Annotated in this window: 12 protein-coding genes; 3 read left to right on the top strand and 9 right to left on the bottom strand. The window is 37.6% G+C overall.

Annotated features, from left to right (window positions below; genetic code table 11):
* Window positions 1-533: 533 nt before the first annotated feature.
* The 9 genes from ACN1CD_RS08965 to ACN1CD_RS08925 all read right to left on the bottom strand — a co-directional run bounded on the left by ACN1CD_RS08965 (window position 534) and on the right by ACN1CD_RS08925 (window position 9,220).
* Window positions 534-725 carry a hypothetical protein gene (locus tag ACN1CD_RS08965; protein WP_419130047.1) on the bottom strand — a complete coding sequence of 64 codons (192 nt, stop codon included), beginning with the start codon at window positions 723-725 and terminating at the stop codon, window positions 534-536.
* Window positions 726-1,017: 292 nt separating this feature from the next.
* Window positions 1,018-1,536, bottom strand: a complete 519-nt coding sequence (locus ACN1CD_RS08960) for a DUF2911 domain-containing protein (RefSeq protein ID WP_419130046.1) — start codon at window positions 1,534-1,536, stop codon at window positions 1,018-1,020.
* Window positions 1,537-1,675: 139 nt separating this feature from the next.
* A complete protein-coding gene (locus ACN1CD_RS08955; protein WP_419130045.1) occupies window positions 1,676-2,299 on the bottom strand; it encodes a class I SAM-dependent methyltransferase in 624 nt (207 codons plus the stop codon).
* 135 nt (window positions 2,300-2,434) lie between these two features.
* On the bottom strand, window positions 2,435-4,114 hold the full coding sequence (locus tag ACN1CD_RS08950) for a sodium:solute symporter (RefSeq protein ID WP_419130044.1): 1,680 nt from the start codon (window positions 4,112-4,114) through the stop codon (window positions 2,435-2,437).
* Window positions 4,115-4,231: 117 nt separating this feature from the next.
* Entirely contained in the window at window positions 4,232-4,666 is a 435-nt protein-coding gene (locus tag ACN1CD_RS08945) for a putative toxin-antitoxin system toxin component, PIN family (protein WP_419130043.1), read from the bottom strand.
* On the bottom strand, window positions 4,647-4,868 hold the full coding sequence (locus tag ACN1CD_RS08940) for a hypothetical protein (RefSeq protein ID WP_419130042.1): 222 nt from the start codon (window positions 4,866-4,868) through the stop codon (window positions 4,647-4,649). Before ACN1CD_RS08940 ends, ACN1CD_RS08945 begins: the two co-directional genes overlap by 20 nt.
* An 82-nt stretch (window positions 4,869-4,950) precedes the next feature.
* Window positions 4,951-7,419 carry a PIG-L family deacetylase gene (locus ACN1CD_RS08935; protein ID WP_419130041.1) on the bottom strand — a complete coding sequence of 823 codons (2,469 nt, stop codon included), beginning with the start codon at window positions 7,417-7,419 and terminating at the stop codon, window positions 4,951-4,953.
* 77 nt (window positions 7,420-7,496) lie between these two features.
* Window positions 7,497-8,603, bottom strand: a complete 1,107-nt coding sequence (locus ACN1CD_RS08930; RefSeq protein ID WP_419130040.1) for a M20/M25/M40 family metallo-hydrolase — start codon at window positions 8,601-8,603, stop codon at window positions 7,497-7,499.
* A gap of 11 nt (window positions 8,604-8,614) precedes the next feature.
* Window positions 8,615-9,220, bottom strand: a complete 606-nt coding sequence (locus ACN1CD_RS08925) for an N-acetyltransferase (protein WP_419130039.1) — start codon at window positions 9,218-9,220, stop codon at window positions 8,615-8,617.
* Between the two features lie 285 nt (window positions 9,221-9,505).
* Here ACN1CD_RS08925 and ACN1CD_RS08920 point away from each other — a divergent pair, with 285 nt between their 5' ends.
* The 3 genes from ACN1CD_RS08920 (at window position 9,506) to ACN1CD_RS08910 (ending at window position 12,896) form a co-directional block, all read left to right on the top strand.
* Complete coding sequence (locus tag ACN1CD_RS08920) at window positions 9,506-10,843, top strand: sigma-54-dependent transcriptional regulator (protein WP_419130038.1); 1,338 nt, start codon at window positions 9,506-9,508, stop codon at window positions 10,841-10,843.
* A gap of 61 nt (window positions 10,844-10,904) precedes the next feature.
* On the top strand, window positions 10,905-12,485 hold the full coding sequence (locus tag ACN1CD_RS08915; protein WP_419130037.1) for a M1 family metallopeptidase: 1,581 nt from the start codon (window positions 10,905-10,907) through the stop codon (window positions 12,483-12,485).
* A gap of 333 nt (window positions 12,486-12,818) precedes the next feature.
* A complete protein-coding gene (locus ACN1CD_RS08910; protein ID WP_082468366.1) occupies window positions 12,819-12,896 on the top strand; it encodes a potassium-transporting ATPase subunit F in 78 nt (25 codons plus the stop codon).

The raw sequence follows: 12,896 nt of genomic DNA, 5'->3' as shown, positions 1-12,896 counted from the left end.
TCATGCTTTCGCAGGATGGTGAGCATAAGTTGACACCTTATTTATAGGTGAGAATAAAAATTAAATTAAGCAGCGACCCCGGCTGTGCGGCATTAAGCAGAACGAAAGCCTGTAATGCTTACCTTGGGGATGCCTCATGCTTCGGCATGATAGTGAAGGGCAATAATCCGTGAGTATTTGAAAGTAACTTGCAGCTATGTTTATAGTGGTCGCTGTAAACACCCAATAAAGCCAAACCAATATTTCTTCGTTCAGCGCTTAAACCGGCATGGTCAATTTTTCGGGATGGCACTGACTAAGCTCACTTACTGACTTAGACAGAAAAATAGTGCAGCCCTCATGAATGCAATTAAAAACATAAAACTATATGAATAATTGCGAGCCGGCACTTTTGTATTTTCATATGCGTTTATTATTTTTAGCGTTCAAGCTAACTCCGCTGGTCTTTTGGTGCCAAAAGAAAATAAGCCTGTTCGGCAAGGACAACAAAAGTCCTATCTACTGGCATTCATTTCTATTCTATATCGGAAAACCTACAACAATCCGTACAAGCCATGTGCATAGGTGCGCAAGGAAGCAGATACGCTCTGCATTTTTTCTGGAGAAGGCCCTTTCACTTTATAAGCCTCCGGATGTAATTCTAATGATTGATCATTTAATGATGCTAAGGTGCTTTTATTGCTCAAAGTAGCATGCTGTTCTTCGCTTATTTTCAATGGGGCCATGGTAATATTTTTTTTATATCAGAAAAACATGTTTATAGAAAATATGTTTGCCATCTGAACATAATTTTTAATATTAATTTCCTATCGATAAATCCCGTTCGGAGTATCAGAAACCTTAATCAGTTCTGCAATAAAAATAAACTTTTATACACCGCTGGCATTGATTTCTTCCTGCGTGATGTAATTCTTTTGAATGGCTTACCATTAAAAATTCTGATTTAAGTACTTGCTTTAAAGCAAAAAAAAGCCATTCCGGAATCCGAAATGGCTTTCTACATAATTTATAAAATTCTTATTTGATCGATACAGGAACAGAAACTTTATCCCAATCTAAAGAGAATCCTGTCTTAGTAATTTTGTAAACTAAACGCTCCTGAGTCGCCTTTAATGGTTTTACTTTAACATCAACACGTAATGCGTCTTTAGCTTCTTCGTATTTATAAGCACCCCATTGTTTTGGCTCTTTATTAAAAACAGCTGTCCATGTTCCGCTTTCTTTAGGAACTAAGAAGAAACTGTATTTTCCAGCTGATAATGGTTTTCCTTCTACCATAATATCTTTATCGGTTTCAAAAACGGTAGCCTCATTTGCACCTGCGCGCCAAACCTTGTCATAAGCTTCTAAGCCACCAAAAATTTTACGCCCCTTTACTGCTGGGCTACTGTAGTTAATGGTGATGGTTGCACCTTTTACTTTTCCAGTTGCTGTAGCTGCCGGACTTGGTTTCGGTTGAGCTTCCTGTGCCATTGCACTGGCGGAGATCGTTATTGCCGTTAAAAGCAACGTAATAGATTTAATCATTGTTTTCATACTCGTATAATTATTTGTTTTTGTTGTTTTTTGATTGTACGAATTTAGTGCTTTGGGACGATAAAACTATAATTGTAATGTCGAAAAGGACACATGATGTTCTATATCGAATTATTTTGGGTTAAATAGAAGATATGGTCTATTTCTTCCGTCCAACAAATCGAATCACCGACCCTTGTCCGTTATGAAACAATCCTTCGTTTAATTCGATTTCTTTTTCTACCAGTTCTATTATTTCATAATTTTCAAAATCTTCCTTTATTTCGGCTATAGAAAATAATATATCCATCTCTTTTGGTCCTCCAACCTTTTCATTCTTCGCAAGGTAATCTAGATGTTTTTTACTAAAAGCTTCAAAAATAATTAATCCATTTTTTCGTAAATAACGATCAAGTATTTTGTGATAGGAAGATTTAATCGATGCCGGGAAGTGGGCATAAATTAATGCAATAGCATCAAATTGTTCAGTCTTATAATTTAATGTTTCCAATTCACCAACCTGATAATTGATGGCTACCTGATGGTTTTCTGCCAAATGAAGTGCTTTATTTTTACCTTCAATACTGATATCAAAAGCTGAAACCGTCCACCCTAACTTGGCTGCAAAAACAGCATTTCTACCTTCTCCTTCTGCTGGAAAAAGTATTGCTCCTTCTTTCAGTTTCACTAACTGCTCCTTTAAATAAATGTTTGGTTCTTCACCATAAGCAAATTCATTTGTACTGTATCTGTCATTCCATCTTTCAACCCAGGCTTCGTTCATCTATAATGTGATCTATTTTATATTTTAACTATTCAAAATAAAGGTATCAAATTTGATCAATAGCTTGAGTTTGTAAATATCTGCTACACGTAAAATAAAGCTTACCAACTAAAGGAATTATCTATTGATTACTGATCATTTTGGCCTGTAAAATAATAATCCCAAAGTCGAAAAAATGATCACCGCAGCTGCTCCAATTACATTTAACCAGAGAAAAGATACCACATCGAATTCATAAACGGTAATTACTGCAATTTCTGATAAAATAGCAGAAATGAATACCAAAGCACCATCTATCTTTTTGAAATAAAATGCCACCAGGAAAATACCTAAAATCGGTCCGTAGAAAAGTGAACCCAATACATTTACCGCCTCAATCAGAGATCCCATTTGCGTGGCGAACATGGCTACGGCAATAGAAAATATCCCCCAGCCCAGTGTATGCAATCTACTGTACTTTAGTTCTGTTGCATCATCTATTTCTTTTTTACTGAAAATTAAATGTATATCTTTTAATGAACAGGCTGCCAATGAATTTAACGCAGCTGAAATAGAGCCCCAACTCGCCAGGAATATTACCGCGAATAGTAAACCTATCATTCCCACCGGTAACGTATTCTTCACAAAATACAGAAAGATATAATTGGTATCTGTTTTCTCTGCATTGAAATTTGATTGATTAATGGCTTCTTCTACCCGACCATGTAATGATTTAACATCTTTTTGAGTTGCCTTAAAATTTGCAATAGAAGTATTTAATTCAGGCGAATGGCTTTCTTTTTGAGCCAGAATAGCTTGAGACTGATGGTTAAATTTTTCGGCCAAAGCCTGATGTTCTTTTTCGAAAATAGCTGCTTGTTCTGGCTTCGTTTCTTTTAAAGATTGATACGATCGTTCGTTGAAATAAATTGGCGCAGGTTTTAGAGAAAAGAAAGCAAACAGCAATGCACCAATCAAAAGAATGGCAAACTGCATCGGTATTTTAACCAAACCATTTAACAGCAAACCCATTTTAGCATTGGTATTATCTTTGGCAGTAATGTATCGCCCCACCTGGCTTTGATCGGTACCAAAGTAAGAAAGCGCCAGAAAAAACCCACCAATTAAGCCACTCCAAATGTTATACTTGTCTTTCCAGTCGAATTCGGTGGTAATGACATTTAGCTTCCCGGATTTCCCGGCAAGGTAAAGGGCATCGCTAAAGCCAATTCCATTTGGCATATTTTGAACCAACAGGTAACCTGCAAAAGCCATTGTACCTAATATGATCAGGAATTGTAGTTTTTGCGTGTGCGCAATGGCTTTAGCACCACCAATATATGTGTAAATTAAAAGGATTCCGCCGGTTAAAACATTCGTTAAATAAATATTCCAGTTTAATACGCTTGATAAAATGATACTTGGTGCATAAATGCTGATTCCTGTAGATAATCCCCTGGAAAACAAGAAAAGTAAAGAGGTTAAAACCCTGGTTTTTTTATCGAAACGATTTTCCAGATATTCATAAGCGGTATAAACGTTCAGCCTTTGAAATATGGGAATGAAAGTAATGCAAATCACAATCATCGCCAATGGCAAACCAAAATAATACTGCACAAAACGCATTCCATCGGTATAGGCCTGCCCAGGAGCCGATAAAAATGTAATGGCACTGGCCTGCGTGGCCATAATGCCTAACAACACAATGTACCATGGCATCTTACTATCTGCCTTTAGATAGGATTCGTTACTTTTTTGCCCACGGCCGATGAAAATTCCGTAAACAACAACGGCTAATAAAGTGAAAATGAGTACGCACCAATCGATATTACTCATGCCCAGAATTTAGTAAAAAGATAATAGAATACCACCTGAAACACCAAAGCCAGTGCTAATAAGATGTACCAGGTATTCCAGTTTTTAAGCTGATTTTTCATTAATTCAGAATAGGTATTATTGATTTAAGATTTTATGAAAATCGCTCTCCATAAAATTAGAAATGGTAGTAATGTTGGTTTTACCATGGGGATTAAGTACAAGTAAATCCTGATCTCCGGTTAATAAAAAGTCTACTTCACCATCTATCGAGAGAGAAATTAAAAAATTATCCTTTTCATCACGACAAATATTGGTATGTGTGATAACTTCAACGAATTCTGCGTATTCTTCAATAGTCTCTAATAGTGCTTCTAGATCTTGCTGAACAAAATATCGCCTGAGTTTAGGACGGCTAACTACATCCAGAAATTCATTGAGCAATTCTTCACTAAATATTAATACCGTTTTTTTAGAAAGAACAATTTCATCAAGTTTAGAAAAATCTTTCGTGATTAAAAAACTAATCCAAAGATTGGTATCAATAATGATTCTACTTTTCTGACTTTGCATAACGCTTAGATCTGACCAACTCTACCTCTGCTGTTATTTCTTCCATGGAGGGAGCTGATTTGAATTTTGACCTAAACTTTTTTAGTACGCCAGCGAAACTATTCTGAGGAGTATCTTGAATTGCAATCAAATTCAGAGCTGCCAAATCTTTTAATAGCTTGGTTGCTTTAGGGTTTAATATATCAATTCGCATTGTAGTCATATCTCAAATTTAAATAAAAGAAAGCAATTATTATAGTTAAATAATGTGCAGATTCACAAAGTTCCAGATCAAATGGTGTTGCTTATTTCCCTACCGATATAAAATTAAAGAACAACCTTGCCGCACCCACATTACCAGCAGGCAACTGCCTGAAAAATGCCAATGGCGAATAAATAAAGTTTCCTTTTCCATATTTTGCATACAGTGTAGATCCTTTTAAAGGCTCCTCTCCAGTATCATTCATTTCAAAAAGTGGCTCATATTTATCATCCCATTTATCTAGAAAATAAGCACCTCGCTCCTGCACCCAGCCATTAAAGTCTGCAGCCGTAATCTTATTTGGATAGTTTAAAAGTTTATGATTAGGAATTAAGAATTTAACCGCTGCATTTTCTTCCGTAACCCTTTTACCGCTGATGCTGAAAGGATAAATCCCGAAATCCTGCAAAGCCATATCCTGAGTAGTATTATATTGCATTACAATGGTCCCACCATTTTCTACATAACTTTTTAAGGCAGTTTGCCAGTTTTTAATTCTTTTTTCTGTATTAATTACACGAACACCAGTTACAACGGCATCATAGGTAGCCAATTTTATTGGATTGAGAATATCAGCCTCTGTCAACACATCAACCTGCAAACCAGCCTGACGTAAAAATTCAGGAATTAAATCACCTGCTCCCTGAATGTAGCCCACTTTTTTAGCAAGCACTTTTATGTCACCTTTCAACAACCAGGTAGCTGCCGGAACAAAATATTGCAAAGACGGCAAATGTGGATATTGAATTAACACCTGCCCTTTATTAAATGTATTATTTTCTGCATAAAAAACGGCCTCCAGCTTATTCTGACTGGTTTTGATTTTTGATAGATCTTCCGCCGGAATTAAAAAATCTTTAATGGTAACCGTGTTGTCTGGCAAGTTAATTCCTGTGAAGGTTTTGATGATGGTGTTTCCAATTTTGAAACTTACACTTCCATAATTGATATATTGATTCGCTTTTAACTTAAGCGTAACTGATAATCCTTCTTTTTCTTTAGCAAAATAAACAGGTTCAGCAAAACTTAAGTCAAGCGCTGGAACAATTCTGAGCTGTTCTACCACATCGCCTTTAACAGGATCTAACTTTTTGAAAGACAATGGCAGTTTAATTATAAATTTCTCAGAACCAATTTTGAGTGCCAGGGTAACGTTTAGCGCAGATTCGTTTTCAGCTAAACCGATTAGGGTGTCGTTCGCTACACTAAAGGTTGCTGCATTTTTTGCAGGTTTTTCTAACCAGTAAGGTTCTGTTAAAGCTGTACCTGCCGGGATTTGAATTTTACGTTCTATGGTAAGCAAAGAATCGCCCGAAACTTTTCGGTTTAAACGGTCTGTTTGATTGATCCAGTTTACCTCCTCCAGTACCACCGGAACAGCAGATCTTGCAATCACATTTAAACGAAAGCTATAGCTATTTCCTGCAATCGCCTCGGCCTGGTTGGTTACCACTTCGCCCATAAAGCCAGTACAGCTTAAAATAATATGGTCAATTGCAGCTAATTTGTCTTTTCTCAGGTTTGGGTCCTGTAGCTCAGCGATTTTTTTGCGCAGCATGAGTAAGCCGTGCAGACTTTTATCAGGATGGTTATAATCGAAAGATAAAAGCACAATATCAATCAGTTCATCTAAATCGTTAACGCCTTTTTCAGACCAGTTCATTGGGATTCTATCGAACAAAGTTGTCTTAGCCGGATCGCCTGAAACTGGTGTAAAATATTCCGTTCTTACCCCTGCTACCGATTGTGTACCTGCACCCTGACTTTTATGCAAACTCCTGCTTAAACCAGCCAGTTCACCATACCCCATTCCCAACTGGGCATCATACTGACCAACATTTGCTTTTAACTGATTTTCAGCCGTGGTGTTTACAGCGCCAAAACGAAAGGTATTCCAAACCAATCTTTTAGGTTGCCAAACATTAACATATTTTAGTTGACCAGGGAAAGCATTTTTATCTCCTGCTAACTTAAACGCTTTTTCTGCCACTACCGCAGAGGCTGCATGTTGCCCGTGCCCAGCGGCTGCCGTTGGCGGGAAACGACAAATAATCACATCCGGTCTGAATTTTCTAATTACCCAAACCACATCGGCAGTAATGCTGTCAGCATCCCATTGTTTAAAGGTATCATCTGTATTTTTAGAAAAACCAAAGTCGATGGCACGTGTAAAAAACTGCTGTGCACCATCTAATTTCCTCGCTTCTAAAAGTTCATGCGTTCTGATTAAACCCAAGGCTGCCCCCTGCTCTGTACCTAAAAGATTTTGTCCGCCGTCTCCCCTGGTGAGGGATAAATAACCGGTTTCTACATTTTGATCATTAATTAACCAGGAGAGTAAGCCTGTATTTTCATCATCTGGATGGGCAGCAAGATAAAGCACCTTTGGAAGATGCTTAAGCGTTTTCAGCTCACGATAAATTTCTGAAGATTTAGCTGGCCGCACCTGTTGGGCAGAACAGAAACCTGCAAAAAAACCGAGGATGATTACAATCGTTAATCTTTTAAACATAGAATTTGGTTTACGAAGCCAAATATGCTTAAAAAGGATTTATTTCTGCCGACCGTAAACGAAAAAGTACAAAAAGCTTACGCGCCGTGTTTAAAAACAGATTCCAGCAAACGGATATAAATGGTTATTCCCTCTTCAATTTCGTCGATATACACAAATTCATCAGCTGTATGTGATCTTGCAGATTCTCCCGGCCCCATTTTCACCGATGGCATATCTAGCCAGCCCTGATCTGAACTTGTTGGCGATAAATATGTTTTTCTACCTAAGCCTAAACCCGCTACCACTACCGGATGCAACAAATCAATATGGGACGGCTGTAAAATATTCGGACGGACATTAAAACTAGAAACAGTGTGATTGATGATCGTATTTAGAACTTCTCTGGAAGTATAATTATGATCGAACCGAATGTCTACAATAAAATGACAACAGCCAGGAATGATGTTATGTTGCATACCTGCATCTATTTGCGTTACGGTCATTTTTACGGGTTGCGGTGCACCATCTTCAATTGGAAATTGGTAGCTGGAGAACCAGGCGATGTCTCTTATGGCTTTGTAAATTGCATTATCGCCCTCTTCTCTGGCTGCATGGCCAGAGCGACCTTTTGCTGTACAATCAATCACCATCGAACCTTTCTCCGCTATGGCCATTTGCATATTTGTGGGTTCACCAACAATGGCAAAACAAATTGGCTTTAGCTCTTCGAGAATACATTTGATGCCGTTTCCACCTGAAGTTTCTTCTTCCGCTGTTGCGGCCAAACAAATATTAAAAGGCAAATCTTCGACCGCATAAAAATAAATAAAAGTAGAGATTAAAGATACGAGAGAAGCGCCGGCATCATTACTTCCTAAACCATATAACTTATCATCATTTACTACCGCAGCAAATGGATCTCTGGTATATTGTTCGTTCGGTTTTACGGTATCATGGTGCGAATTGAGTAAAATAGTCGGCTTTTGCAGATTGAAATACTTATTGTAACACCATACATTATTCTGTTTTCTGTTGGTATTAATCTGATGCTTCGCTAAGTGCGATTCAATTTCATCAGCGGTTTTATCTTCAGCACCGCTGAAAGATGGAATACTGATCAATGTAGCTAAAAGGTTAATAGACTCGTTGTAAAGTACATTTAAATCGGGATGTGTTTCTATCGGTTTATCTGTGGTATCCATAGTTAGGTTGATTAATGGGTTTCTAATAGATGTTGTTTTTTCTCTGCGAACGAAGCATAAGTAACGATGTGATCAATGTGTTCCGGACTAAATAACATAGCGGTACACAAGCAGTTACATCGATTTTTTCTTTCCAGAATATCGAAGTTGATACAACTTGAACAGCCGGCCCAGAAATCTTCGTCTTTGGTAATCTGGTCGAACGTTACCGGCTCAAAACCAAGCTGACTGTTCATCTTCATAATTGCTGCACCGGAGGTAATGCTGAATATTTTTGCCTGAGGAAAATTGCGCCTAGACAGGTTAAAGATTCTATTTTTGATACACCTTGCTACTCCAGAATTTCTGAATTTTGATTTTACGATTAATCCGGAATTGGAAATAAAATCGCCGTGTTCCCAGGCTTCAAAATAAGAAAAACCCACCCATTCGCCATCACTGGTTACCGCAATTACCGCTTTGCCAGTTTCCATCTTTTCGATAATGGATTCCGGAGTCCTTTTTGAGATTCCCGACCCTCTGATGATGGCAGCGTTTAAAGTTTCACTTACAATTTCATCTGCATAGATGGCATCGGCCTTTGTTGCAATGCGTACAAATATTATTGGATTGTTCATTTTTATTTAAAATTTCATAACCCATCTATACAAACCGGGTGCCTTGCAAACAACGATCGCATATCTTACTGATTATCTGTCCATAAAAATAAAACAGCAGTAATTAAAATGCTTAGCTAAACAATTTAACTCACCAAAATGAAAGGCTTTTTCTCATTATGGAAAGATTAAGTGTTCAGGATTTCAAAACGATCCGAATCGCAAAGAATAATGCACGATCAATTATCCATTGGTTTTTGATGATTCGCCTTTTTTATCCTTAATATTGTAGCTTATTTCAAACCTATGAACGGGATCATCCTCATCATTGATGATGAAAAAAAAATCAGTAGTTTACTTTCCAGAATTATAGAATTGGAAGGTTTTAAAACCTTGCAAGCCGCCACTGGCAAAGAGGGCTTAAAGCTTTTAAAAAATAATGATGTAAGTATCGTCATCAGTGATGTCAAATTGCCTGATGTGAATGGCGTAGCCATGGTAAAAGACATTAAATTGCTAAAACCTTATGTGGAAGTAATTAATCTTACGGCTTATGGAACAATTTCAGATGGTGTCTTAGCGATTAAAAATGGTGCTTTTGATTACCTGGTGAAAGGCGACGACAACGATAAAATAATTCCTTTACTTTACAAAGCGATCGATAAAGCCAATTTGCAACAACGTGTTTTAGAATTATCACAAAAAATTACGGGCAAACATCATTTTAACACCATTATCGGGCAATCAAAAAAATTAAACGAAGCCATTGATTTAGCCAAGAGGGTGAGTCAAACGGATACCACTGTTTTACTTCTGGGAGAAACGGGAACCGGAAAGGAGGTTTTTGCACAATCCATTCATTATGAAAGTCCGCGTGCGGCGAAGCCTTTTGTGGCTTTAAACTGTAGTGGCTTTAGTCCTGATTTGTTGGAAAGTGAACTCTTTGGTTACAAAGCAGGAGCCTTTACTGGCGCCAACAAAGATAAAAAAGGCTTACTGGAAGAAGCCAATGGCGGAACATTGTTTTTAGATGAAATTGGCGAAATGAACCTCGATTTACAGGCCAAACTTTTGCGGGTACTGGAAAATCAAAGTTTTATTAAAGTTGGAGATACGCATACGCAACAGGTGAATGTGCGCATACTGGCAGCTACAAATAAGGACTTGAAAGCAGATGCTGAATCTGGAAAATTTCGTTCTGATTTGTATTATCGCCTTTCCGTTTTCACTATCATGCTTCCGCCCCTGCGGGAAAGGAAAGCAGATATTCTACTGCTGGCAAAACATTACTTAAATGAGTTTGCAATCAAATCTAACCGACCTCAATTGCATCTTGACAATAAAATTCTGGAGATTTTTGAAAAATATCAATGGCGGGGAAACATCCGGGAGCTAAAAAATGTAATGGAGCGCCTGGTCATTTTATCTGATGGGGAGGAACTCAACCTATCAGCCTTACCGCCTGAGTTTTTTGAATTTGCACCGCTTCAAAATAATTTCAACCTTCAGCAGGTAGAAAAACACCATATTCAGAAGGTTTTAGTTCATACTAAAGGCAATAAAACGGAAACATCCAGACTTCTGGGCATTGGGCTGACCACGCTTTACCGGAAAATAGAGGAATATGGGATTCTAGAAATTTAATTTGAAAAAAATCGTTATAACTTGTGCTCAATCTGGGCAAACAAATAATTTTTTAAAACATATGCAAAAAAGCTTTTTAACTATTTTACTGACTCTTACGTCTTTTTCCATCTTCGCACAGGGAAATTACTTTCAGCAAAAATTAACCTACAACATTGATGTTACCTTAAATGATAAAAATAAATCTCTAAAAGGTTCTGAAACCATTATCTATAAAAATAATTCGCCTTCAACGCTTGATTTTATTTGGTTTCACATCTGGCCGAATGCCTATAAAAATGAATCTACGGCACTTTTCAAACAGATCAGAAATGATACTTCCCGCAAGGAAAAACTGAAAAATGTGAGCTATGGCAGTATCGACGGGTTAGACTTTAAAGTGAATGGCAAAACAGCCAAAACTGAAGCACATCCAAATCCGGAATACATCGATATTATTAAGGTTTTGTTGCCTAGCCCTCTTAAGTCGGGAGATTCTATCTCCATTTCTACAGATTTTAATGTACAGCTTCCAAATTATTTTTCGCGTTCGGGTTATGCCGATACCGAATTTATGGTAACGCAATGGTACCCAAAACCTGCAGTATTTGATAGAAACGGCTGGCACGAATTCCCTTATCTGGATATGGGCGAATTTTACAGTGAATATGCAGATTACAAAGTGAACATTACTCTTCCATCTGCTTACGTTGTTGGCGCAACAGGTACACTGCAAAATGCTGACGAGTTGAAAGCATATAAATCAATCGGAGCAAAAAATACGGCAAACAGAGGCAATCAGCCAACCATCTATAGCCCTGTACAAAAGTCGGCAACAAAAACCCTTACTTATTCTATTAGCAACGTTCCTGATTTTGCATGGTTTGCTGATCAGGATCTGGTGATTCAATACGATACTGTACAGTTGGCTTCAGGCAAAGTTGTTGATGCTTTTAGCTATTACCATAATAAGAAAAACACGCTTTGGGTAAACAGCATCGATTATATTAAAGATGCGACAAAGAAATATAGCCGATGGATTGGCGAATACGAATACCCGGTAGTTCAGGCCATAGAAGGTCCGAAAAATAACGCTAGTGGTGGTATGGAATATCCAACCATTACGCTAATTACCAGTCCGGATGCCAAAAAAGAAACATTAGATGGTGTGATTACACATGAGGTTGGCCACAACTGGTTTATGAGTATGCTGGGCAGCAATGAAAGAATCCACACCTGGCAGGATGAAGGCTTCAATACTTTCTATCAGTTCAGGTATGAGGCAGAAAAATACAAGTCGAATTCTATTTTCGGCGATGCCATTCCTGAAAAAATTAAGGCCCTGCCTACTGATCAGTTTTTAGCCAGCATTTATGGTGCACTATCAAATGTGCCAATGGAATCTGCGATTGAAACGCCAGCTGCTGATTTTAAAACTTCAGAAGAATATGGGCTCATCTCTTATGCTAAAACAGCATTATGGTTATACCTTTTGCAATCGCAAATCGGACAGGAAAAATTCGATAAAGCATTTCAGGATTATTTCGCAGCATGGAAAAATAAACATCCTACACCAGCAGATTTTAAAGCTTCAATGGAAAAATCATTAGGTGCTAATCTGGATAAGTATTTTGATTTATTAAATCAGAAGGGAAAGCTTTAATCCTAAGTCGGAAGTCTAGAGTCCATAAATCAAAAACCTGGTCTTGGCGTTTCGCTGTTCCATTAGTAAAAAATAATCTATCCTTTCAAAACGATAAAAACCCTTCCAAAACGGAAGGGTTTTTTTATGTCTGAAATTCTGATTTCTTTCTAATAACCAAATAAAACACAAGTAATCAGTCACTTACACAAAAGCAACATTCAACGGCACGAGAGTTGGCAACAGGCATTTCATAAATCAATAAGTTATGATAATTATCCTGTTTCTCCTTCTCATCCTGCTCTGCTGGGCAACTTACCTCTCTATTGATTGGTTTGAAAAAATTTAAAGAAAATGTTAGCACTATTCATCATCGCCATCGCCGTATTTATCTACATGATTTACGTGTTGATTAAACCAGAAAAATTTTAA

The organism is Pedobacter sp. N23S346 (genome assembly GCF_048515415.1).
Taxonomy (GTDB): Bacteria; Bacteroidota; Bacteroidia; order Sphingobacteriales; family Sphingobacteriaceae; genus Pedobacter.
This window is presented reverse-complemented; position numbering and strand designations above follow the sequence as displayed.